General features: G+C 57.4%; 23 protein-coding genes and 1 tRNA gene. 20 read left to right on the top strand and 4 right to left on the bottom strand.

Features of this window, described 5'->3' with window-relative positions; all coding sequences use genetic code 11:
- The first annotated feature begins 568 nt into the window (after positions 1-568).
- The 16 genes from KBX13_RS02065 to der all read left to right on the top strand — a co-directional run bounded on the left by KBX13_RS02065 (position 569) and on the right by der (position 16,145).
- Entirely contained in the window at positions 569-1,243 is a 675-nt protein-coding gene (locus tag KBX13_RS02065) for a hypothetical protein (protein ID WP_070477184.1), read from the top strand.
- Complete coding sequence (locus KBX13_RS02060; protein WP_256020435.1) at positions 1,243-2,235, top strand: HAD-IIA family hydrolase; 993 nt, start codon at positions 1,243-1,245, stop codon at positions 2,233-2,235. The genes KBX13_RS02065 and KBX13_RS02060 overlap by 1 nt, the downstream gene beginning before the upstream one ends.
- A gap of 189 nt (positions 2,236-2,424) precedes the next feature.
- Positions 2,425-3,249: a TlyA family RNA methyltransferase gene (locus tag KBX13_RS02055; RefSeq protein ID WP_070477182.1), complete on the top strand. Its 825-nt coding sequence runs from the start codon at positions 2,425-2,427 to the stop codon at positions 3,247-3,249.
- A gap of 2 nt (positions 3,250-3,251) precedes the next feature.
- Positions 3,252-4,175 carry an NAD kinase gene (locus tag KBX13_RS02050; protein ID WP_070977101.1) on the top strand — a complete coding sequence of 308 codons (924 nt, stop codon included), beginning with the start codon at positions 3,252-3,254 and terminating at the stop codon, positions 4,173-4,175.
- A 6-nt stretch (positions 4,176-4,181) separates the two neighbouring features.
- On the top strand, positions 4,182-5,906 hold the full coding sequence (gene recN, locus KBX13_RS02045) for a DNA repair protein RecN (RefSeq protein WP_256020433.1): 1,725 nt from the start codon (positions 4,182-4,184) through the stop codon (positions 5,904-5,906).
- 49 nt (positions 5,907-5,955) lie between these two features.
- Complete coding sequence (gene steA / locus KBX13_RS02040) at positions 5,956-7,146, top strand: putative cytokinetic ring protein SteA (RefSeq protein ID WP_256006577.1); 1,191 nt, start codon at positions 5,956-5,958, stop codon at positions 7,144-7,146.
- 19 nt (positions 7,147-7,165) lie between these two features.
- Positions 7,166-7,972, top strand: a complete 807-nt coding sequence (locus KBX13_RS02035) for a copper transporter (protein ID WP_256020431.1) — start codon at positions 7,166-7,168, stop codon at positions 7,970-7,972.
- Entirely contained in the window at positions 7,969-8,616 is a 648-nt protein-coding gene (locus tag KBX13_RS02030; RefSeq protein WP_070362505.1) for an NUDIX hydrolase, read from the top strand. The genes KBX13_RS02035 and KBX13_RS02030 overlap by 4 nt, the downstream gene beginning before the upstream one ends.
- Positions 8,617-9,534 carry a site-specific tyrosine recombinase XerD gene (gene xerD / locus KBX13_RS02025; RefSeq protein ID WP_070362504.1) on the top strand — a complete coding sequence of 306 codons (918 nt, stop codon included), beginning with the start codon at positions 8,617-8,619 and terminating at the stop codon, positions 9,532-9,534. It abuts the gene before it with no gap.
- Positions 9,535-9,584: 50 nt separating this feature from the next.
- Complete coding sequence (locus KBX13_RS02020; RefSeq protein ID WP_256020429.1) at positions 9,585-10,619, top strand: hypothetical protein; 1,035 nt, start codon at positions 9,585-9,587, stop codon at positions 10,617-10,619.
- 67 nt (positions 10,620-10,686) lie between these two features.
- Positions 10,687-11,559: a ParA family protein gene (locus tag KBX13_RS02015; RefSeq protein ID WP_070362502.1), complete on the top strand. Its 873-nt coding sequence runs from the start codon at positions 10,687-10,689 to the stop codon at positions 11,557-11,559.
- A gap of 11 nt (positions 11,560-11,570) precedes the next feature.
- Positions 11,571-12,389: a ScpA family protein gene (locus tag KBX13_RS02010; RefSeq protein WP_070977091.1), complete on the top strand. Its 819-nt coding sequence runs from the start codon at positions 11,571-11,573 to the stop codon at positions 12,387-12,389.
- A gap of 17 nt (positions 12,390-12,406) precedes the next feature.
- Positions 12,407-12,961 (top strand): SMC-Scp complex subunit ScpB, encoded by a 555-nt coding sequence (gene scpB / locus KBX13_RS02005; protein WP_070362500.1) that lies wholly within the window; start codon positions 12,407-12,409, stop codon positions 12,959-12,961.
- Between the two features lie 62 nt (positions 12,962-13,023).
- A complete protein-coding gene (locus KBX13_RS02000; RefSeq protein ID WP_070362499.1) occupies positions 13,024-13,950 on the top strand; it encodes a pseudouridine synthase in 927 nt (308 codons plus the stop codon).
- 12 nt (positions 13,951-13,962) lie between these two features.
- Positions 13,963-14,655 carry a (d)CMP kinase gene (gene cmk / locus KBX13_RS01995; protein ID WP_256000164.1) on the top strand — a complete coding sequence of 231 codons (693 nt, stop codon included), beginning with the start codon at positions 13,963-13,965 and terminating at the stop codon, positions 14,653-14,655.
- Positions 14,652-16,145, top strand: coding sequence for a ribosome biogenesis GTPase Der (gene der, locus KBX13_RS01990; RefSeq protein WP_256000165.1), 1,494 nt, complete (start codon positions 14,652-14,654; stop codon positions 16,143-16,145). The genes cmk and der overlap by 4 nt, the downstream gene beginning before the upstream one ends.
- A gap of 2 nt (positions 16,146-16,147) precedes the next feature.
- Here der and KBX13_RS01985 read toward each other — a convergent pair whose 3' ends face one another.
- A complete protein-coding gene (locus KBX13_RS01985) occupies positions 16,148-16,921 on the bottom strand; it encodes a class I SAM-dependent methyltransferase (protein ID WP_256000166.1) in 774 nt (257 codons plus the stop codon).
- A gap of 44 nt (positions 16,922-16,965) precedes the next feature.
- Between KBX13_RS01985 and KBX13_RS01980 the strand changes: the two genes are divergently transcribed.
- The 3 genes from KBX13_RS01980 to KBX13_RS01970 are packed head-to-tail and all read left to right on the top strand — an operon-like array spanning position 16,966 to position 19,486.
- Entirely contained in the window at positions 16,966-17,964 is a 999-nt protein-coding gene (locus tag KBX13_RS01980; RefSeq protein WP_256000167.1) for a PHB depolymerase family esterase, read from the top strand.
- Positions 17,964-18,908, top strand: a complete 945-nt coding sequence (locus KBX13_RS01975; RefSeq protein WP_256000168.1) for a diacylglycerol kinase family protein — start codon at positions 17,964-17,966, stop codon at positions 18,906-18,908. The genes KBX13_RS01980 and KBX13_RS01975 overlap by 1 nt, the downstream gene beginning before the upstream one ends.
- Positions 18,909-18,949: 41 nt before the next feature.
- The gene (locus KBX13_RS01970) at positions 18,950-19,486 is read left to right on the top strand and encodes a gamma carbonic anhydrase family protein (RefSeq protein WP_070977082.1); all 537 of its coding nucleotides are present in this window, start codon (positions 18,950-18,952) and stop codon (positions 19,484-19,486) included.
- 68 nt (positions 19,487-19,554) lie between these two features.
- On the opposite strand, the gene KBX13_RS01965 is transcribed toward KBX13_RS01970, so the two are convergent.
- The 3 genes from KBX13_RS01965 to KBX13_RS01955 form a co-directional block, all read right to left on the bottom strand.
- Positions 19,555-19,628 (bottom strand) — tRNA-Pro (locus KBX13_RS01965).
- 74 nt (positions 19,629-19,702) lie between these two features.
- Entirely contained in the window at positions 19,703-20,068 is a 366-nt protein-coding gene (locus KBX13_RS01960) for a YchJ family metal-binding protein (protein ID WP_256000169.1), read from the bottom strand.
- A gap of 1 nt (position 20,069) precedes the next feature.
- Entirely contained in the window at positions 20,070-21,242 is a 1,173-nt protein-coding gene (locus KBX13_RS01955) for an alpha/beta fold hydrolase (protein WP_070976963.1), read from the bottom strand.
- Between the two features lie 158 nt (positions 21,243-21,400).
- Here KBX13_RS01955 and secA2 point away from each other — a divergent pair, with 158 nt between their 5' ends.
- Positions 21,401-23,692 (top strand): accessory Sec system translocase SecA2, encoded by a 2,292-nt coding sequence (gene secA2, locus KBX13_RS01950; protein WP_256000170.1) that lies wholly within the window; start codon positions 21,401-21,403, stop codon positions 23,690-23,692.
- Positions 23,693-23,753: the final 61 nt, after the last annotated feature.

Genomic DNA, 23,753 nt, shown 5'->3' with positions numbered 1-23,753 from the left:
CTGATGGTACTGCACCTGGGAGGGTGTGGGAGAGTAGGTTACCGCCGGCCTATAACTTCATTTTCTTGTGTGTGGTGGGTTCCATTATTCCCGTTGTTGGGGGTGGTGGTACCCACCACACTCTTTTTTTGTGCACCCACAACAAACAACGAGGGCCGTCTTTACGAAGTCTGATGACGCCAGCGCTCCTTGTTTGTAGACTCAGAGGTGCAACTCTGACTGACCGGATGATTGGGAATTTGTTTCAACAGGTGCACAATAAGTTCTTATTTTCGGACATTCCTGTTTATAATGACTTGTTCCAATAGAAAGGTGTTTCATGTCCGATCGCTCTAACGAGAGACCACGTCGCAACCACGGTTCTTCTTCCTCCAAGGGGCGGAACGGGCGGCCAGGCAATGGGGGCCGGAAAGGTCGGCGCGACGACAGTAGGGATCGTCGCAATGATCGCAGCGGTGACGGCCGTGGTAGGAGCAGAAGCGCTCGTCCTGGCGGCGATGAAGAACGCAAATTCAACAATCGTCACAATCGCTCGCAGCCTCGTCGGCAGGGCTACCGCGAGGATAGGATGGCTCAAAAGCTTTCTGAACCCGACCTGCCTTCCGACCTTGACATCAGTGTTCTCGACCCGTCCGTGCTGCAAGATTTGAAGGTGTTGTCACATGACAACGCAACTCGCGTCGCGAAGCACATGATTATGGCTGCAGATCTGCTCGACGACGACCCGGCGCTTGCTTTGCGTCATGCTAGGGCAGCAAAGAATCGTGCCGGACGTGTTGGGGTTGTTCGTGAAACGAATGGTGTAATCGCTTACCACGCAGGTGAGTGGAAAGAGGCACTTTCTGAGCTGCGAGCTGCCCGGCGCATGAGTGGCGGCCCTGGGCTTTTGGCTGTGATGGCTGATGCTGAACGCGGACTTGGTCGTCCCGAGAAGGCGTTGGAGCTTGGTCGGAGTCCTGAGGCGCGAGACCTCGATCGTGAGGGACGTATTGAGCTTGCCATCGTTCTTTCTGGTGCGCGTCGCGATCTGGGCCAGGTTGATTCTGCGATTGCGACTTTGGAACGTGTACGTCCGAACAAGGACGAGCGGGACGTCTCTGCAATGCGTTTGTCTTACGCCTACGCCGACGCATTGCTGGCTGCTGGCCGAAAGGCTGAAGCTGCTGACTGGTTCAAGCATGTTATTGAGTTGGATCCGGAGATGTTGACGGATGCGAAGCAGCGTTTGGAAGAGACGGAGTAGTGGCTTTGGGTTCTCTTGCTCATCAATATGACGTGTTGCTCTTTGACTTAGACGGCACGGTTTGGGAGGGCGGCCGCGCGTTAGACAATGCGGTTTCCAGCATCATCGAATGTGGTGTGACACCTTTCTACATCACGAATAATGCATCCCGGCCTTCGGCCCTCGTCGCCGAAATGCTTGGTGATATTGGGCTAGAGTGCTCGAGTGAGGAGATTATTACCTCAGCAGAGGCAGCTTTGGAGCTAGCGCGACCCCTGTTGAAAGAGGATGATCCCATCCTTGTTCTTGGTGCGCAGTCGTTCAAAGACTTGGTTTCTGGGGCCGGTTATCGCGTAGTCTCTAGTGCTGACGACGCACCAGTTGCGGTGCTACAAGGGCACTGCCCGGAAACTGGGTGGCGTGAGCTGTCTGAAGCAGCGTTGGCGATTCGCAACGGGGCGGTCTACTTGGCTTCAAACCTTGATACTTCCTTGCCGATGGAGCGGGGGCTTATGGTCGGGAATGGCTCGATGGTGGCGGCGGTGACGTCGGCAACCGGCGTTGTCCCAGAGGCGGCCGGAAAGCCGGAACCGGCTATGTTCCATCAGGCTGTGAAGCTGTCGGGTGCTACGCGAGCGTTGGCGGTCGGTGACCGTTTAGATACCGATATTGCCGGTGGAAATCGTGCGGGGATGGATACGTTGCAGGTACTTACAGGTGTGTCTGGTCCTTATGCTTTGTTGGCGGCTAAGCCGGTGGAGCGCCCGACATATATTGGTGATGACTTGCGTAGCCTCTTGGCAGATGCGGAGAGCTTGCGGCCGGGAGCACAGGGCGGTTTCGTGGCGAAGCTGCAAGGAGATACGCTCCTGCTTAACGGTGGTGCTGCATCTTCTTCGCCTACGGAGGCCTTGCGAACGGCTCTGGCTGTTGCGTGGTCTGCAGAGGCCGAAGTACGAGTGGTTGAGCCGGTATCGCAGTGGGCGCAGAAGGCTGTGGAGTCGTGGTGGTAGGGCACGCCCCGAAACCCCACGATCCAAGGCGAGTCGGCATTTCACCGGAAGAATTGCGTTCGAAGGTAGATAGTGTGCTGGCGCGGGTGCCGTCTACGATAAGGGATGAACTTGAACAGTTGGCTGAGGCTCATGACGTTTTAGCAGAAGCGCTAAAAGACTGAGCATCGCCGTAGGAGAGGAGTACGGGTGGCACCTGGTCGGCGACGCCTTGACGCAGAACTTGTTCGACGAAAGATCGCTCGTTCACGGGAGCAGGCCCGGACATGGATTATTGAAGGACGCGTTGAGGTCGGAGGGTTTCCTGCAAAAAAGCCAGCTACAGTTGTCGAACCCGATGTTTCCATCAAGGTCGATGTTGATAACACCGATGACTGGGCTTCCCGTGGCGCGCACAAACTTCTGGGGGCACTAGAGCACTTCGAAAAGCTTGGGTTTACGGTCAAGGATAGGACGGTGATTGACGCGGGAGCGTCAACGGGGGGATTCACTGACGTTTTGCTACGAAGAGGTGTCCGCCGGGTCTTTGCGGTAGATGTCGGTTACGGGCAGTTACTTTGGCGCCTGCAGAACGATCCGCGTGTGACGGTGATGGACCGTGTGAATATACGGTCGTTGACTGCCGACATGCTGAGCGAGTCGGCCAATTGCATGGTGGGTGATTTATCGTTTATCTCTTTGAAGCTTGTGCTTCCTGCGCTGGTAGCAGCGCTTGAGGACGAGGCGGACCTCCTGCCGATGGTGAAACCACAGTTTGAGGTTGGTAAAGACCGCGTTGGTCACGGGGGTGTCGTTCGTTCGGCAGAGCTGCGTCGAGAAGCAGTGGTAGATGTCGCATTGTTCGCACAGTCGCTGGGGCTTGAGGTGAAATCAATGGTTGCATCTCCGTTGCCAGGTCCGAGTGGTAACGTAGAATACTTTCTGTGGCTGCGTAAGACAGCAAATGCGCAGGAACAATCTGTCGAGGCCGTCGAAGAGATGGCAGCACAGGCGGTGCAGGAAGGGCCAGCGTAGACATGTCTGTAGATGATCGGCGACGCATTTTGTTGGTGCCCCATTTTTACAGGCCCGACAATATTGAGGCTGCAGCGAATTCTGCCCGGATGCTGCAGCAGGCTGGCATTGAGGTGCAGTTGCTTTCTGCGGGGGAATCAAGTCCCGCTGAAGAGGATCCAGTATTGCAGAAGCTGGAGCACGTAAGCCCAGGGGCCGAGGCTGGCCGAGGCTGCGAGCTTGTATTTGTGCTTGGAGGCGATGGAACGTTTTTACGCGCAGCAAACTTTGCGCACCTTCAGGACATTCCAGTGCTCGGGGTGAATCTCGGCCATGTGGGATTCTTGGCAGAGTCCGAAGCGGAAAGCCTGGAAGATGTGCTGTCCTCGGTGATAGCGCGCTCATATCGGGTTGAAGACCGCATGACACTTGACGTGCGGGTTTTGGATGCGACGGGTGAAGTGCTTGGCGAAAGTTGGGCGCTGAATGAATGCAGCATTGAGAACTCGGATCGTACAAGAGTGCTTGATGCGTTTCTGGAGATTGATTACAGGCCGGTATCTTCGTTCGGTTGTGATGGTGTGCTGGTATCTACGCCTACTGGATCAACCGCGTATGCTTTTTCGGCCGGTGGTCCGGTGATGTGGCCTGAGCTCGATGCCATCTTGGTGGTTCCGAATAATGCGCACGCCCTCTTCGCGAAGCCAATGGTTGTTTCACCGTTGTCGACGGTAGCGGTTGAGTCCTTTTCGACGACCAGCTCCGCTGTTGTCGTGATGGATGGGGTTCGAAGGATTATGATGCCGCCAGGTGCACGGGTCGAAGTGACGCGTGGTCGCCGCCCGGTGCGCTGGGTTCGGCTTGATGAGCGTCCGTTTACCGACCGCCTGGTGGAGAAGTTTCAGCTTCCGGTATCTGGGTGGCGTGGCCCAGACAAAGAGAGGTAGATCGGCGTGCTGTCGGAAATTGCTATCAGGAACCTCGGTGTGATCCCTCACGCTAGCGCGGAGCTCTCGGAAGGTTTGACAGTCCTTACGGGTGAAACTGGCGCCGGTAAGACGATGGTGGTCACGGGTTTGCGGCTGTTGACTGGTGGTCGAGCTGATGCTTCTCGTGTTCGGACGGGAGCGCCGGAAGCGGTGGTGGAGGGCGCGTTTGCGGTAACAGGAATCCACGAGGACAGTCGCGAGGCTATTGCGAAGATCGCGGAGAACGCTGGCGCGGTCCTCGATGAAAATGGTGAGTACGTCGTAGTCCGTTCCGTAAAAGCGACAGGCAGGTCGAAGGCGCACTTTGGTGGCCGGGCGGTACCGGCTGCGACACTCAACGAAGTCTCCTCGCACCTGCTTACGATTCATGGCCAGAACGATCAGCTACGTTTGATGTCGCCAGAACAGCAACTACATGCGTTGGACCGCTTCGATCCTGCTGCTTCAAAGGTTCTCCGTGCGTATCAGGAAGCGTGGAAGCGCTGGCGCGGTGCGAAGAGAGATTTAGAGGAGCGGACAAACCGGCGTCGAGAATTAGCGATGGAACAGGACCGTCTCCTGTTTGCTGTCAACGAGATCGACGAGGTCGCACCCGAGCCAGGTGAAGACGCTGAGCTCGTCTCTGCGATTCAGCGCCTGCAAGATGTTGATGGATTGCGCTCCGCGGTTCAAGAGGCGATGGTTGCAATCGATGGCGCTGAGGCGGTTGGTGAGTATGACGAGGCGTCCGCCGCTTCAGATTTGGTAGGGCAGGCTGCGAGTGCACTTGGTGCATCCACTGATACGCAGCTGCAGGAGCTGGGGCGTCGACTAGAAGAAGCCGCCACTGTGCTTTCGGATGTTTCTTCGGAACTTGGAACGTATTTGTTTTCGTTGGATGCGGATCCGCATGCGCTCGAGAACATGCTTCAGAGGCAACAGTCGTTAAAAGTGCTGACCCGAAAGTACGCGTCGGACATTGATGGTGTGCTGCGTTGGAGGGACGAGGCGCAGCAACGGTTGGCGTCAATTGATACGTCGGATGAGGCCCTCGCGGAGCTTCAACTGCGGGTTGATGACGCTGCGACCGAGATGAAGCAGCACGCTGAGGAGTTGACGGGCATTCGTCGCGATGCTGCACGACGGTTCTCTGAGGCGGTGACACAGGAGTTGCATGGGCTGGCGATGCCTAAGGCTGTGCTGAGCGTCCGCGTTGAGGGGGCAGACTACGGCCGTGATGGCGCTGATGCTGTCGAGATTTGTCTGTCGCCTAACGCTGCGTCAGAGCCAAAGCCATTGGCAACCAGCGCGTCAGGAGGTGAGCTTTCACGCGTCATGCTCGCGATTGAAGTGATCCTTGCCGGGTCAACGCACGGTGCGACATTCGTCTTTGATGAGGTTGATGCTGGTGTCGGTGGTCAGGCCGCGGTGGAGATAGGGCGTCGCCTTGCACGGCTCGCAGTAAACAATCAGGTAATTGTGGTGACGCACCTGCCACAGGTTGCGGCTTACGCGGACAGACACTTACACGTTGCGAAGAACGTTGGCGATGAAACCGTGACATCAGGAGTGCTTGTGCTTGACGATGCCGAGCGCGTGGAGGAACTAGCTCGCATGATGGCTGGGATGGCGAACTCGGAAACAGGAAAGGCGCACGCGGCGGAGCTACTGGAGCAGGCACAGCGCGAAACAAAAGAGTTTCGTCGATAGCCCGCGCGCCTAGCAGTACTTGGCGTGCGATGCAGGCAGAATTCAACATATGACTGAAACTTCTGCAACTTCTGAATCGACTAGCGCGCCGTTGCAGGGACCGCTGCGTGATTGCACGCCGCAAGGCAAGGGGCGCGGCCGTCTTCGTTCTGGGGATATTGCCTTCGTTGATGCTCCAGATATCAGCCGTAGGGAAGCTGAGATGTTGATCAACGCGGCACCGGCGGCGGTTGTCAATATTGCACGATTTAGCACTGGGGCTGTGCCTAATTACGGCCCGCACTTGCTTCTCGACGCCGGCATTCCACTGTTTGAAGCTGCCGGTGCGGAGATGCGGGCGTCGATACGCGATGGCAAGAAGACATCCGTAACGGCTTCGGGTGAGATCAAGGTTGGGCGCAAGGAAGTCGGTTCTGCTTCACCAGTGGTGCGCGCTGATGTTGACGCGACGTTTATTGAAGCACAGCGTCACCTCGTAGATCACATGGAGGCGTACTTCGGAAACACGATCGAATTTATTCACTCCGAATCGCCGCTGCTTATCGATGGTGTTGGCGCGCCTGAGTTAGGTGACGTGATTGCGGACCGAAAAGTTATTATCGCGAGCCCGTGCCCAGATCTCCGAGAGCGTATCGAATCGTTGCGCAATTTCATCCGTGAGTTCACACCTGTGCTGATTGGCGTAGGCAAGGCGACGAATACCTTGGCGGAGATGGGGTACGCGCCCGACTTTATCGTGGGCGACCCGGGCGACGTGGCTGAAGAAAATTTGCGAAGCGACGCGCGGGTGATTTTGCCAGCGGACCCCGACGGCTACGCGCCTGGTCTGGAGCGCATCCAGGATCTTGGAGTAGGTGCGATGACGTTTCCCGCCGCGACCGAATCTGCAACAGACCTGGCGGTGTTACTGAGCGTGTTCCACGATGCAGAAATGATCGTGATGGTTGAGCAGCCCGTGAACCTGGACCGTATCTTTACCGAATCAGATGAAAGCTCGCCGGCAGCACTGCTCACTCGTTTGAAAGCGGGTCAAAAACTGGTGGATTCCACAGTGATAGCTGATTTGTACAATCTGACGACTGGTCGGGGAGTCGCCTGGGCATGGGCAATTTTGGGATTGCTTGTTGCTGCGGCGACGATTGTACTCATCGTCGGGCTTGGCGGGAGTGGGCCGTTTAGCACGAACCTGGCGGATACGTGGAACACGATAGTTACACAGCTGCAGAGTCTGTGGAGCTAATAGGGAGTAGGTGGTTTTGATGTCTTCAGGAAGTAGTTCGGCAGGTTATGTTGCAGCAGGTCTGGGCTGGGGCATTGCACTTGGTGTCGCAGCAGGAATGCTGGTGATTGCGCCAGCAATGGGCACGCTTGATTTTTCAGCGTCGTCGCAGTTAGGCGAGTCGCAACAGTCGGCTGACGCCTCGCAGGGGACAAAATTTGAGTTTTCTGATGCAGTGATAGCTCAGCATTCGGCCGAGCTTGTTGCGAACACGCTGGATGGTAAGTCAGTGATGGTGCTTCGCACGCACGATGCGTCAGCGGAAGATGTCGATGCTGTAACGTGGCTGCTTCGCACCGCAGGGGCATCAGAAGCGGGCCAGATTACGTTGGGCGAGAAGTTTACCCAGCAGGAGTCGGCTGATGCATTGAGTACGATCATCGCGAACACCCTGCCGGCAGGAGCGCAGCTTTCCGTTGATCGACGCGCGCCTGGCACACATGCTGGCCAGTCGCTGGGGAGCGTTCTGCTCAAGGATCCAGCGACTGGTGAACCGGTGGCTCCGGAATCTGATCGTAATTTCGTTATAGAGGCGCTGCATGGAGGCGGTTTTATAGACGACACAGATGTTTCAGCGCCTGCTGATGCGATTGTTGTGATCGGCGCCGGTGATACCGGCGGGGAGCGTTCTTTCGGGACACAACTGTTGACAGACATGACCGCGGAGCTCAATGACTTAGCTGCGGCAGTGTATGCGGCGCCAGATGAAGACGGTGGGTTTGTTGATACGGAAGCAGGCAGGGTGTCGGCGGTGCTTTCGCTTGCGGAAGAATTGGCGGTCGAATGATGCACGAGTTTGAAGTTCAACAGTCGGAGCTGCTGCTGGATGCACCGATTATCGCGGTGCGCAAAGATATTGTTTCGATGCCGGGGGGCGCTTCCGCGGCACGCGAGATCGTAGAGCACTTCGGTGCGGTTGCAGTGGTGGCCGTCGATTCCAAACGAAGGATTGCGATGGTCCGCCAGTACCGGCACAGCGTTCGGCGCCGGTTGTGGGAACTTCCTGCTGGACTTCTCGACGTCAGCGAGGAAGACGCGCTTGTGTGCGCCCAGCGTGAGTTGGCCGAGGAAGCTGGTTTGGCTGCTGAGAAGTGGGCATTGTTGCTGGATCTGGTGACGTCCCCGGGTTTCGCAGAAGAAGCGGTGCGTGTGTACCTGGCTTCGGATCTCCGTGAGGCCCCTCGTGGTGAAGCCGAGTTCGAAGAAGCCGATATGGTGCTGGAATGGGTGCCAATTGAAGAGGCACAATCGATGGTGTTTCGCGGTGACATCGTGAACTCGATTGCGATTGCCGGAGTGATGGCAGCGGCGCGAGTGCTAGAAGGCGAGGTAGAGCCGCGTGATGTAACCGAGCCCTTTGACCTGCGGCCAAGATCGCTAGCAGAGCGACGCACAGCGCAAGGCGTCACGCCCGATATGAAGAGGATCTAGTTGGACGTCAATGAGCTTGTTAGGCGTTGGCTCGAGCACCTTGCAGTTGAACGAGGTCTTTCAGCAAACACATTGAGCAACTATCGTCGGGATCTTAGACGGTATGCCTCGTGGCTGCATGCCAACGGCAAAGCCAACTTGTCTGAGGTGACCGCTGCAGACATCGAGGCGTACCTGGCGGACCTACGGCGTGGAGTTGATGGGGCTGCGCCGTTGGCGGCATCTTCGGCTGCGCGCGCACTTGTGGTTGCCCGCGGACTACACAAGTTTGGGGTGCTTGAGGGCGTACTTGCAGGTGATGAATCAGCCCAAGTAGCTCCACCTTCGCCTGGTAAGAAGCTGCCCGATACGCTAAGTATCGAAGAGGTCGGCAAGATGCTGGACTCGTGCCCCACGGAGGAGCCGATTGGGTTACGAGACAAAGCGTTACTGGAGTTGCTCTACGCCACGGGGGCGCGTGTGTCGGAAGTACTGGCGCTCTACGTCGATGACTTCATGGCGCTCGAAGGCGAACAGCACGCGGTACTGACACTGACAGGCAAGGGCAATAAGCAGCGCATCGTGCCGGTGGGGTCGATGGCGAAGGAGGCCGTCGAAAAATATCTGGTGCGCGGACGCCCAGCGCTGGCCAAAGGGCGCTCTCATTCGCTATTTCTGAACGCACGCGGCGGCAGCTTGTCTCGGCAAAGTGCTTGGACGGTCATCAGACGGGCCGCTGAGCGAGCCGGGATCACCAAGCATGTTTCTCCTCACACGTTGCGGCATTCTTTTGCAACACACATGCTCGACGGCGGCGCCGATGTACGAGTAGTGCAAGAACTGCTTGGGCACGCATCTGTGACGACTACCCAAATTTACACACACGTTACTGCGGAAAGCCTTCGGGAAGTCTGGCACGCTACGCACCCTCGTGCATAGGTATGTAGGGTTGACATGTTCTGATGCACGACCGGAAGGATTCTTGCCACATGGCTTTTCGACGACCCCACGTTCTCGCAACTGTCGCTGCTGCTACATGCGCTTTCGGGCTGAGCACCTCGGGAGTTGATATGAACGCGTATGCGCAGTTGCCGGAGGGGCTTGATCCTGCCGCGATCCAGCAGGCCATCCCTTCCGAGATCCACGTGCAGGCCGGGCAGACTACGACTGTCGACACCGGTGTTCCGCTGAGCCTCAATTACAGTTCGGGTGGCTGGACCGTTGTATCATCTGGCACTTCTGTGTCCGTGACTGCTCCTGATACTCCAGGTGCAACGGTGAGCGTTCCGGTCTCCGCTGGGGGATACTCGGCGACCGTGAATCTCGTCGCAGTGGGCGGTGGTGAGACCGTTGATGCTCCACCTGAGAGCGCTGCGGAGCCTGAAAACAATGATGGTGCTGGCAAGCCACATGGCGATAGCGTTGATGACTCAAACAGGGAAGGACACGGATCCGAGACTGGTTCAGGCTCAGATCAACGTGTGCACGACGCGCCTGCTGCGCCACAGGCCCACCGTGTCCCAGCCAAGGAGGTGAATACCACGAACGCGAAGCGCTTGGAGTTCGAGGGCGTCATTGAGGACAACAGCATCGTGGTGAAGGTGCCATTGAGTAAGGCCGGACAGCTGATGAAGTACGCTAAGACCGATAGGGAAGGCGCCACACTTCGTTATGTAGACGTGGACGGCAATATCATTGAAGGCGTGAAGCGTGACGTGGACGTAGCGTCGCGCACGCTGACATTAACGTACCCGGAGGGACAGACGCCGGATAACCCCTTCATCATGGAGGTTGTCCGGGATGGATCGGCGGCGGAGTTCATCGCGGTGATAACGTCAAAGAACGCTCCGACTGCTGCACCAAAGGATGGAAATACCCAGGGAGGCGACAGTCAAGCGGAAACACTTGACGAATCGAGGGCGAATGACGGCCTTCTTGCCCTGGGCATCGCAGGAATTGCGGCACTGGTGGCCTTGCTGCTCATCGTGTTCCTGATTCGAAAGAGGCGACAGGCACATAACTAGGTATGGCATTGTAAGATGATTGCGTCAAGGGCTTACACGTGACGCGCATTGGACGGAAGGGATGACAATGGCAGGCAACGCATTGTTTGACGCTGCTGAAGAAAAGAAGTTTCTCACGGGACGTCCATTCCGCGAGTTCCCTCAGCCTGAACCGCTCGAGCACCACGGCCCGGCGACCATCCTATCGATGGTGAATCAGAAGGGTGGCGTCGGCAAAACGACGTCGACAATCAACCTGGGTGCATGTCTCGCAGAGCAAGGGCGCAAGGTGCTGCTTGTTGACCTCGACCCGCAGGGTGCGCTCTCAGCCGGTCTTGGAGTGTCCCATGATGAGGAGCAAGTCACCGTGTATGACTTGCTTTTTGACAACACTGCGTCGATCCACGCGGCCATTCGGCACTCGAATATGCCGGGGCTGGACCTTGTCCCTGCGAACATTGACCTTTCTGCTGCGGAGATTCAACTGGTCAATGAAGTCGGCCGTGAGCACACACTGGCCCGTGCGCTCCGCCCTGTGCGCAACGAGTACGACATCATCATCATCGACTGTGGCCCTTCGCTCGGCCTGTTGACCGTCAATGCGTTGGCGTGCTCGGCGGGCGTGATGATTCCGATGGAGTGCGAGTACTTTTCGCTCCGTGGTCTTGCGTTGTTGACTGACACAGTGGAAAAGGTGCGAGACCGCATCAATTTCGACCTTGACATCGTAGGCATCCTGGTCACGATGTTCGACCGCCGCACTACACACGCGCGAGAAGTGATGGATCGAGTCGTTGAGGTATTCGGCGAGCGAGTTTTTGACACGGTGATTACCCGAACGGTTCGATTCCCGGAGACCTCGGTTGCCGGTGAACCGATCATTACTTGGGCGCCGCACTCCCAAGGCGCAGAGCAGTACCGGCAGTTGGCGCTTGAGCTGCTCGAGCGCATTGATAAGTAGTTTGTTGCACCGTGTCTGAGGACGCCACCACGGGAGTCCAGCCCGAGATCACCGGTTTTACGTTGGCCCTCCAGAACTTTGAGGGGCCGTTTGATCTGCTCCTGCACCTCATCCACTCCAAGAAGCTGGACGTGACCGAAGTTGCACTAGCCGAGGTGACCGACGAGTTTATTGCATACACACGTGCGCTAGGTGCAGCAGCGCAACTTGACGAAGTCACTGAATTTCTTCTTGTGGCTTCCACTCTGCTGGATCTGAAGACTGCACGATTGCTCCCGCGCGACGGAGACACAGAGATTGAAGATCTTGAGCTCCTGGAGGCCCGGGACCTGCTCTTTGCGCGTCTCCTCCAGTACCGTGCGTATCAGCAGGTCGCTGACGAGTTCGTGGCCTGGCAACGCAACGCGAAGCGGAGGTACCCGCGTGCGGTCTCAATCGAAGACCGATTTGCTGCGTTGCTTCCACCTGTGCAGCTGGGGCACACGCTTGATTCCTTTGCGGAGTTGGCTGCTGCTGTGTTTCGGCCCCGCCCACCGGAGGAAGTGCGGACGGACCACTTGCACGCGGTCAGCGTTTCGGTGCCCGAGCAGGCCGGGAAGCTACTGAGCGCGCTGCATCTCCTTGGTGCGGAGCAGTGGGTCGCATTTGAGGTGCTCACGAAGGACTGTAGTTCCTCCATGGAACTCGTGGGGCGCTTCTTGGCGTTGTTGGAGTTGTACAAGGCTCGCGCGGTGGAGACCGAGCAGCCAGAAGCCCTCGGTAGCCTGGAGGTTTCCTGGACAGGAATCAACGTCGATCCTGCTGTGGTTGCGTCAAGCAACTGGGAATAGCGATAGAATGCCAGACCATGAATGCTCCCCAAATGGTTTCGCAGCTTCGCGCACGTATCGAATCGATTTTGCTGGTCGCGGACAATCCAGTCACGGTAGATGCATTAGCGTCGGCACTGGGGGCGGAGCTTGGAGACGTCGAGAAGCAGCTTGAGGACTGGTCCGAGGAATGCGAACTGCGCGGCAGCGGGATCGACGTTCGGCGGACAGCTGAGGGGTGGCGACTGTACACGCGCCCAGAATACGCAGACGCCGTGGAGGCATTTCTGCTTGATGGTGCACAGACGAAGCTGAGCCGCGCGGCAATGGAGACACTTGCGGTGGTTGCATATCGCCAGCCGGTGACACGCACGCAGGTTTCCGGAGTACGCGGCGTCAACGTTGATGGTGTGATGAAAACGCTGACGCTGCGAGGGCTCATTGCCGAGGTTGATCCAGACGAGTCGACCGGCGCGCACCGCTACGTCACTACCGAGCTCTTTCTTGAGTTGCTGGGCATAGATTCACTTGAGCGACTGCCGAACCTGGCGCCATTGTTGCCTGAGATCGACGATATCGAGGAAGCATGGTAAAGGCTGCTACACTTGCGGTCGTTCGAAGAACTGTATAACTCGCAAAGAGAAAAGGACTCAAGATGAATCCTCCCGCTCGCCGAGATGGCATACCGGAACAAGGAAAGAACGAGCCGTTCTATCCTTCGTATGCGAAACCGGCACGTAAACAACATGTCAAGCGTGACAAGCGCGCCAAGGCTGCCAATGAGGCTCCGAACCCACTCGATGACAACTGGTGGGACGACGAAGAAACAAAGCAGCGCAAGAAGAACACCGACGGGATCCGTCTGCAAAAAGTGCTCGCACAAGCAGGCGTCGCGTCGCGACGGCACTCTGAGATTATGATTGATCAGGGGCGCGTTGAGGTCAACGGGAAGATCGTTACCGTCCAGGGCACCCGTGTGAATCCGAACGTCGACGTGATTCGAGTTGACGGTGCACGCATCAATGTGAATGAGGACTTGGAGTATTTCGCGTTTAATAAGCCGCGCGGAGTACACACAACCATGCAAGATGAGCATGATCGCGCCTCTGTTGGTGACTTCGTTGCTGAGAGAGTCGCTGCAGGTCAGCGTCTGTTCCATGTCGGGCGTCTCGACGCCGACACTGAAGGGCTCTTGCTGCTTACCAACGACGGCGAGCTTGCAAACCGCCTCATGCACCCGCGCTACGAAGTTCGAAAAACGTACTTGGCCACGGTACTCGGCGAGTTTAAATCCGCTGATGCTAAGCAGTTGCGCGACGGTATTGAGCTCGATGATGGTGTGGCGAAGGCAGACTACGTGCAGATCGTCGATGTGCACAATGGTCAGTCGATTGTTCGCGTCGAACTACACGAAGGCCGCAAGCACATTGTCCGTCGGATGCTGAAAGCAGCTGGTTACCCGGTACAGCGTCTGGTGCGAACGAAAGTGCACACGGTGCAGCTCGGCGATATGAAGCCAGGATCGATGCGCGCACTTAACTCATCTGAGTTGGCATCACTGTTCAAGGCGGTGGGGATGTAAATGGAGGAAACGATGTTGAGTAACCAGCCAGATAATGGTCTGCTGCTCGCAGTGGATGGGCCGTCGGGTACTGGCAAGTCGACAATGTGCCGAGCGTTAGCCAAGAAGCTTGACGCAAAGTACATCGACACGGGCGCGATGTATCGAGTTGCGACGTTGGCGGTGTTGGACGCCGGCGTGGATCCGGAAGACACTAGTGCAGTCATCGCTGCTACTGCTGATCTGCCGATGGAGGTTTCCGACGACCCCGATGACAAGGCTGTTATTTTGGGCGGCCGGGACGTCTCCAACGTGATCCGAGGGGCGGAAGTTACCAGTGCAGTTTCTGCTGTTGCCGCGATCCCAGAGGTCCGTGAAAATTTGGTGGCCCTGCAGCGTCGCCTCGCCTCTGAGGCGCATCGCGCCATCGTTGAGGGCAGGGACATTGGCACCGTAGTTTTGCCAGATGCACCGGCCAAGGTGTACATGACGGCGTCAGCCCAGGTGCGTGCACAGCGCCGGTTCGACCAGGACACAGCAGCAGGCCGCAAAGTAGAGTTTGAAAAGGTGCTAGCAGACGTGGAACGTCGTGACGCCCTCGACTCCTCCCGAGAGACTAGCCCACTGAAACCTGCCGATGACGCTGTAGTAATCGACACCTCCGAGATGACTCCAGAACAAGTTCTGGCGGCGCTCGTCGACGTGATTGAAAGGAGCAGCAAGTGACCACAGAAGATTCCTTTCCACAGGACTTTAACGAGGCCGACTTCAATGAAGCTGACTTCGGCGAGGCCGACTTCGGTGACCTGAACTCTACGGAGGAGTACACGGAGGAAGAATGGGCCGCGGTCGAGGAAGCCTTCGGTATCGTCAACTCTGACTACACAGAGGAAGCACTGCCAACGGTAGCGATTGTCGGCCGCCCGAACGTGGGTAAGTCAACGCTGGTAAACCGGTTTATTGGTCGTCGTGAAGCTGTGGTGGAGGACCATCCCGGTGTCACGCGCGACCGGATCAGTTACATCACTGACTGGGGAGGTCGACGATTCTGGGTTCAGGACACTGGAGGCTGGGATCCGGACGCAAAGGGCATCAATGCGGCGATCGCCCACCAGTCGGAAGCTGCGATGGAGACTGCGGACGTGATCGTTTTTGTGGTCGATTCTCATACCGGCATCACGATGTCCGATGAAGCGATGGCCCGGAACCTGCAGCGCTCCGAAGTTCCAGTCATTTTGGTCGCGAACAAGTTTGAGTCCGAGTCGCAATGGGGCGACGTTGCTGAGCTGTACGCGCTCGGCCTCGGGGACCCGTGGCCAGTCTCAGCATTGCACGGTCGCGGCGGCGCGGATGTACTCGACGAGATTCTGCGACTGTTTCCGGATGAGCCGCGCGCGAAGGACTCCATCACAGATGGCCCACGCGCAGTTGCGCTGGTTGGACGCCCAAATGTGGGCAAGTCGAGTTTGCTGAACAAGCTTTCCAAATCGAAGCGCGCCGTAGTCGACAACGTTGCAGGTACCACTGTTGACCCTGTTGATGAACTGATCCAGCTCGACGGCAAACTGTGGAAGTTCATCGATACTGCCGGGCTGCGGAAGAAAGTCAAGAATGCGCAGGGGCACGAGTACTACGCCAGCCTTCGTACCCGAGGCACCATCGAGGCAGCGGAGGTGTGCGTCGTGCTTATCGACGCCTCCCAGGAGATTTCTGAGCAGGACCAGCGAGTGATCTCCATGGTGCTTGAAGCAGGCAAGGCGATGGTCATTTGCTTCAACAAGTGGGACTTGATGGATGAGGACCGTCGTTACTACTTCGACCGCGAGTTTGATGAGATGGTCGGGCACCTCCCGTGGGTGACGAAACTCAATATCTCGGCAGACACTGGGCGCGGGCTGCACCGCCTTGAGCCGGCGATGGAGGAAGCACTTGAGAACTGGGATCGTCGAATCACCACGGGACAGCTGAACAACTGGCTGCGCGATGCGATTGCCGCAAACCCACCGCCGATGAAGAACAACCGGTTGCCGAAGGTCTTGTTTGCCACCATGGTTGGCACGCGCCCACCGACAATCGTCCTGTTTACCACGGGGTTCCTAGACGGCAGCTACCGCCGCTACTTGGAGCGAAAGTTCCGTGAGCAGTTCGGCTACCACGGCACGCCGATTCGGATCGCAGTTCGTGTGCGTGAACGTAACCCGCGGCGTCGCAAGTAGCATTATCTACGGCCGTACAGGAACGCGTCGGTCCTGTACGGCAGTGGTATAAGTTGGCCAGGATCGAATCCGAGGCGCTCATGCAGGTACCAGGTGAGGTTGTTCGTCATTTTGTCCCGAGTGCGCTGGTTTGCGCGAAGCCAATAGGAACGGGTCGCCATGAGCGTGAATAGCTGATCCGTCCGGATCGGTTGAATCCACGTTGTTCGTAGTTCCCGCTTGAGGTGCCAAGGCTCGAAGACAGTGGGGTAGAAGCCTTTGGTAAGCACATCGCCAGAGTGCATAATCTTTGCCAGACGTAGTACCCACGGATGCTCCACCTCGAGGGTGTTCCAGCATAAGAGAAGTTCGCCGTCATCTTTGCTGATTCGGGCAGCTTCTGCGCTAGCGAGGTGTGGGTCGACCCAGTGCCACGCTTGGGCGAAGGTGATGGCGTCGAAAAGCTTGGGTGCTGATGCGGTGCACTCGGCGGTTGCGCGCCATACTGGAAGCTCTGGGTGTCGGGCGCGCAGTGTATTCACCATGTCTTTCGAGGGTTCGCAGCACGAAACCCGGTGCTCGGCCGCGTGTAGTTGGGCAGCAAATATACCTGTACCTGAGCCCACATCAAGGACCCTGCGTGTTATGCCACGGTTCCCGAGCAGCTCAACCACCTCAGAGGGGTACGAAGGCCTGACCGCATCATATGTATCCGCACCGACCGCGAATGCGCGCGATGAATCGAGTCGGTGCTCGCTACTACGAAACAGTGGCTGGTGCTTTCCGCTTGGCTTCATAATCAACTAACCTATCAACCTGTGACTGTCAGGAGAATGCACGAGTGAACACTTCCAACACGATGAACCGACGCTGGTCGGTCCGTACGGTGCTGCTCGCTGTGCTGCTCGGCTGTGCAGTCATGGCGGGCTGTAGCGAGGACACGGACGAATCAGAAGCTTCGGACGCGTTGCCGAACCCACTGCGAACAGTAGAAAACAGCAATCGTGCAGATACGGTTTCGGAGGTAGAACCGTGGAGCGCTGCCTCGGTTGAATCACGAACGATTCCGGCAGGTGGTCTGCAGCGCGATTACATTCTCTCGCTACCGAAAGGTGCACAGCAGCGAGAAGGGTTGCCACTCATCCTGGTATTCCATGGCTACACGAGTACTGCCGCATCGATGCAGCGCACAACAGGCCTTAACAACGCCGATGCCGTGGTGGCGTACCTGCAAGGCGTGAATAAGGCGTGGGCGCCAGCGCCGTACGCAAACACGAATGCCCGCCAGGACCTTCAGTTTGCGGACGCAGTCCGTGAGCAGCTGCAGCAGGAGTTCCATACCCAACCGGCACGCACGTTCGCGGTCGGCTTTTCAAACGGCGGTGGGTTTGCAGAGTTCTTGAGCTGCCAGCGGCCGCAAGACTACACCGCGGTGGCGACCGTGTCAGCAGCGATATACGACTCGGTGCTAGAAGGGTGCTCAGCCATTCCCGTCAAACGCATCGACATACACGGTACGAGCGATAACGTCATTGACTACCAGGGCGGTACCCGGCACAAGACTCACTACGCTGGTGCGTATCAAGACGTCGAACGAGAAGCCCGGCGCAACCACTGCAAAGCCACTGACGACGAGGCGCCGAAGCCAGAATGGTCAGAAGTGCTTCCCGGCGTCGAGAAGGCTGAGTGGAGTGGGTGCGACGCAGGTCTCGTGCACTACAAAATCGAAGGTGGCAAGCACGAATGGCTCGGCCCAGGCACCACACCGGCATCCGCTCTCCCCATCGGCTTCGCGAGCGAGGCAGTGCTTCGCTTCTTTGGCGTAGGGGTGCAGAAGTAATGGCAGACGACAAGTTTCAACGCACCGCGATCGTCGTGTACAACCCGACGAAGATTCAGTCATCGGTCCTGGAACGATTTGTCGAGCTGTACGCTGACCCCCGGCGCGAAATTCGTTGGGTGCCAACTACAAAAGAAGATACGGCACTCGCGGGGTTCGCCACCGTGCTGACTGAAGATGTGGATGTGGTACTCGTCGCGGGTGGCGATGGCACAGTCCGCCGCATCGCACATGTTCTCGCAGATACAGGAATCAAAATGGGGATTATTCCGGTAGGTACTGGAAACCTGCTAGCGCGCAATCTTGGCCTGCCCCTGGACCCTGAAAGCGCGATTCGTCGCGCGTTTACAGGCGAAGAGCACGCAGTCGATTTGTGTGAGGCTACCGTCACACGCCGGGACGGCTCCCAGGAAACCTACGGATTCACAGTCATGGCTGGAGTAGGCCTTGATGCGCAGATGGTCGAGCGAACCCGTGAGGAATTGAAGCGGCGTATTGGGCCACTTGCGTATATCGGCGGCATCGCACGGTCGTTGGGCGGTGGTAACAGTGTGGAAGCAAAGGTTACGATTGACGGCCAACCTCCGATAACACGTCGCCTGCACACCATGATTTTCGGTAATTGCGGTGACTTAGTGAATAAGATTCCGCTGTTTCCCGACGCCCTTCCCGACGATGGCGAGATCGATGTTGTGGCGATGTCTCCGCGTGGACTTATCGGATGGTTGCTGATTGGCCTACGCATCGTGTTTAACACTCTGCGTGCACTCCTCGGTGGCGGGTGGCAGGGTATCCCAGCTCCGCAGATGGATTATTTCAAAGGACACACGATAAGCGTTTCTTTCGCTGCCCCCGAAGTATTCGAAGTTGATGGCGACACTATCGGGTCGATCGAAGCAGCCACTCTCCGGGTGATCCCACAAGCGTTGGTGCTGATGCGATAGATTCCGCTGCAGGGCCAATAGGGTTTCGGCATAATGGCGACATGATCTACTCATTTGAAGGTAAAACCCCGAAGATTCATCCGTCTGCATTCGTGTCCGATGAAGCCACGATTATCGGTGATGTCGAAATTGCCGAGGATGCCAATATTTGGCCCGGAGTGGTGATTCGTGGTGATGTTGGCGCGATTCGAATCGGTGAAAGGGTCAACGTGCAAGATGGATCAGTGCTGCACGTTGATGAGAACGGGAAGACCATTCTCGAAGCCGACGTGACCATTGGCCACCTTGCTATGGTGCACGGGTGCCATATTGAACCTGGGTGCCTAATCGGCATGAACGCGACCGTGCTGTCCGGGGCTCGCATTGGCAAGGGGAGCATCATCGCCGGTGGCGCAGTGGTGCTCGAAGGCCAACTGATACCTGAATTCTCACTCGCTGCAGGCGTACCGGCGCAGGTCAAGCGTGAGCTTGAGGAGTCAACTTACGCTGCGCGTGAACGCCACGCAGCCCTTTATGTTGAGTTGGGGAAGCGCGCGGCGAGTGGGTTGGTACCGGTAGAACGCGCCGCAACTGAGTAGCTTACGAAAACTAAAACCCCGCTCAATCAGGAGTTTCGCCTGGTCAAGCGGGGTTTTGTTGATAGTTGTCGGACTGACAGGATTTGAACCTGCGACCCCCACACCCCCAGTGTGGTGCGCTACCAAACTGCGCCACAGCCCGTTGCCTTCATCCGGCGAATACCGGAACAGCTCCGATAGTTTAGCGCACAGTTACTTCAACTATGAAACCAGCTGTTAGAAGGCAGTGCCGTTGAGGTACACCCATGCGCCGCCCTCGCGAATGAAACGGGAATGTTCTCGCTGGGTGCCACTCGGGTGAAGGGCCTCGAAGCGGACCTCTCCGTAGGTTTCCGTTGGGCCACCTTGTTCGGAGTGGAGAACTCGCAGCGCAATATATGGTTCGCCACCTGGTGGAAGCTCCAACGATGCCGGTCGTGTGCTCGAAGCCCAGGTGCGCAGCAAGTAATCCGCATCGCCGACGACGAACGCACTGTAGCGTGCCCGCATGAGCGATTCTGCTGTGGGAGCAGGTTTGCCTGCGTGCAGGGCGCCGCAGCACAGGGGGTATGGGCGATCGAGGCCACATGGGCAGCGTTTCACGTCAGCGCACCACGTCGATGGTTGTCTGCACCGAGGCGCTGTGAACGTAGCCGTCGACGGTTGAGCGTTTGCCGGCCTCCATGAGCGTCTGGGCCTCGGCGTCGCTGAGGTCGCCGAATAACGTGATGTCACGTGTGAAGTGCCCCTCGCCGAGATGTGTGACCTCCACGCGCACGTCGTTGAGCGCAAGTCCTTTCGCGGCGGAACGAATTGCCTGGGAACAAGATACTGCCAACGCGGACATGTACAAGCCTGTCGACGTCACGCCCTGGCCCTTGCCGCCAGCATTCTTAGCCCGGTCAGTTGCGATCGCACGATTGGAGGTGCGAACTACGTCGCCATACTTCGTCCCGCGGGCGGAGTAGGAGACTGCGTTGGAGTCGCCGGTGGCATCCGGGACAAATTCGGGGGTGATGTATTGCATGACCCACGAGCCGATAATGTCGGCCGCACGCTGTGCGGTGCCTTGGCGCGTCAATAAATGATCGGCCTTGTCCAGCGCCATGAGTGACTTCGGGTAGCGGGTGAGGCTAAAAATTGACTGGGCGTTATCAATGCCTACCGTCACATCGATAGGCGAGTGGACCAGCAATAGTGGCTTGCGCAGTTTCGGCAGGTATTCTTCGGGGTTCGTGTCGGCGAGATCCTCAAGGAAGTCGCGTGAAATGATGAGCTCCCTGCCGCCGAGGATGACGGGGACATAGCCGTCGCGGTCCGCGTCACCAATCTTATCCGCATAGTGCAACACCGAGTGTGCAGGGTCGAACGGCGCACCGACTGTCGCTACGGCTTTGAGCGTCTTTTTGAGATCGGGATGGGTTGCCGCTTTCAGTGCTGCAGCGCCCCCGAGCGAGTGGCCCATGATAAGCTGTGGCGCTTTGAACTCTTTGGCTAACCACTTTGCTGCAGCCACGATGTCGTCAACGTTTTGTGAGAACGAAGTATCGGCGAAGTCACCCTCAGATTGTCCGAGACCAGGAAAATCAAATCTGAGCGTTGCAATGCCGAACTCTGTTAACCGCTTGGAGATTCGCGAAGCACCAGGAGTGTGTCTGGACCCCGCAAAACAGTGTGCGAAAATCGCGTAGGCTTTCGCCGGCCCGTCAGGCCGGTCAATCGTTCCGGCCATCATCTTGCCCGTCGACGACGGCACCTTCACGTTCAGCGATAACATGTGGGCTTTCCTCCTGAGAACGGGGACGCATTCGGTGGTCTTTGCTTGAACAAGGATAGAGTACATTGACGTGAACGAGTGAGAAGCACTTACCATGTAGGCCAGGTAGTGCGAGAGGCAAAAAGCTACTTTTGCCGTGACGAAAGGTCGTATGAGGAATGGCTGCATTTGGCTGGTTTTGGAAAGCAATGGGTGCAACGTCCGAACGCAACAACAAGAAGTCGAAGGGGATCGTGACGAAAGCTCACGAGCTCATCGGAGAGTTCGAAGCTCTTGACGACGTCGCGCTGAGCGCCGCTGTGCGTGACACCGTGCGTGACGGAGAGGTCGTCGACAAGCCTCGCTTCCTCGCAATTCTGTCGGTTGCCGCCACTCGAACCCTCGGGATGACCCCGTTCGACGTTCAAAACCAGGCGGTTTTGCGCCTACTCGAAGGCGATGTAATTCAGATGGCCACCGGCGAGGGCAAAACGCTCGTTGGGGCTATCGCTGCGACCGGTTTTGCGCTCACTGGTAAGCGGGTGCACCTCATCACCGTGAATAACTATCTCGCTGAGCGCGATGCCACGTGGATGCGGCCGCTTGTCGAGTTCTTTGGGCTCAGCGTTGCCGCTGTAACGGAATCGACGCCACGTGAACAGCGCGTAGAGGCATACCGATGCGACGTCGTCTATGCTCCGGTGACCGAGATCGGCTTTGATCACCTTCGTGATAATCAGATCACGCACCGCTCTCAAACCGTTCAGCTACCAGCCGAGGTTGCTCTTGTCGATGAGGCCGATAGTGTCCTTGTCGACGAAGCCCTCGTCCCGCTCGTCCTGGCTGGTTCTGAAGGTACGCAGCAGCCCACAGGCAAGATCACCGAAGCGGTCTCGCACCTTGACGAAGAGAAGGACTTCGAAACTGATGCCGATGGTCGCAATGTCTTCCTCACCGAGGAGGGAGCGAAGAAAGTTGAACGTTTGCTCGGTATCGACTCGCTCTATTCTGATGAGCACATTGGCACCACACTTGTCCGGGTCAACCTTGCGCTACACGCTCGAGCACTGCTGATCCGCGACGTGCACTACATCGTCGAGGACGGCAAGGTGGCGCTTGTCGACGCCTCACGCGGCCGCGTCGCTGAACTGCAGCGTTGGCCTGACGGATTGCAGGCAGCAGTCGAGGCAAAAGAGGGGCTGAAGGTCTCCGAGGGGGGCCGAATTCTCGACTCGATCACGCTGCAAGCACTTATGCGTCGCTATCCGACGGTCTGTGGCATGACTGGAACCGCCGTAGAAGCCACCGATCAACTGCGTTCATTTTACGACCTGCACGTATCTGTTATTGACCGCGCAAATCCGTTGCAGCGATTTGATGAAGCCGACCGGATCTACGCAACGATGGAGGAGAAGAACCAAGCGATCGTCGAAGAGATCGCGCTGCTTCACACGAATGGTCAACCTGTTCTTGTAGGGACTCATGACGTAGCGGAGTCTGAGGCTCTCGCTGAGGCATTGAACGAGCGTGGGATCAGCGTGAACGTGCTCAATGCGAAGAATGACGCTGAGGAAGCACGCATTGTGGCTGAGGCTGGAGATTTAGGGCGGGTGACCGTGTCTACACAAATGGCAGGCCGCGGTACCGATATTCGTCTAGGTGGCGCTGACGAAGGAGATCACGACAAGGTTGCGAAGCTGGGTGGTCTCGCCGTTATCGGTACAGCACGCCATCGCACAGCGCGGCTCGACAATCAATTGCGCGGACGTGCAGGGCGTCAGGGCGACCCTGGCCTGAGCCTGTTCTTTGTTTCCCTGGAAGACGACATTGTTGTTACCGGGGGAGAGGATGAGCGTATCACCGTACATCCCGACGCGTCGGGACGCATCGAATCCTCGCGTGCACAGCAGTTTGTTGACCACTGCCAGCGCGTTACAGAGGGCCAGCTGCTAGAAATTCACTCGCAAACGTGGAAATACAACAAGCTCATCTCGGATCACCGTACAATCCTTGATGAGCGGCGAGCGTCATTGCTCGATACCGACGCGGCGTGGCGTGAGCTTAGCGAACGAGCACCGGAGCGCGCCACCGAGCTGGATGCCATCGATGCTGACAAACTACGGCAGGCAGCTCGTGAGATAATGCTCTACCACCTGGACCATGAGTGGTCTGAGTACCTCGCGCTCATGGACGATGTTCGCGAATCGATCCACCTGCGCGCCATCGCCCGTGAAACGCCAATCGACGAATACCATCGAATCGCCATTCGTGAATTTAAAGAACTAGCGAATCGTGCCGTAGATCAGGCCGTCGATACTTTCAGGAAAGTCGTGATTGATAACGATGGAGCACACCTCGAAGATGCTGGTTGGAAGCGTCCGAGTGCGACGTGGACCTACATGGTGTCGGATAATCCGTTGGCGGGTTCGGGGAACTCGGTGATCTCCGGGATTGGAAATATTTTCCGTTAATCCTCATGTTGAGGTTCAGAGCGTTACACTAGAACCGCAACAGCACGTTGACCCACAATTG

This window comes from Corynebacterium sp. CCUG 51687 (assembly GCF_024453995.1).
In the GTDB taxonomy this organism is placed as follows: Bacteria; Actinomycetota; Actinomycetes; order Mycobacteriales; family Mycobacteriaceae; genus Corynebacterium; species Corynebacterium pseudogenitalium.
Note: the sequence above shows the minus strand (reverse complement) of the source record. Positions and strands in the feature narration are given on the sequence as shown.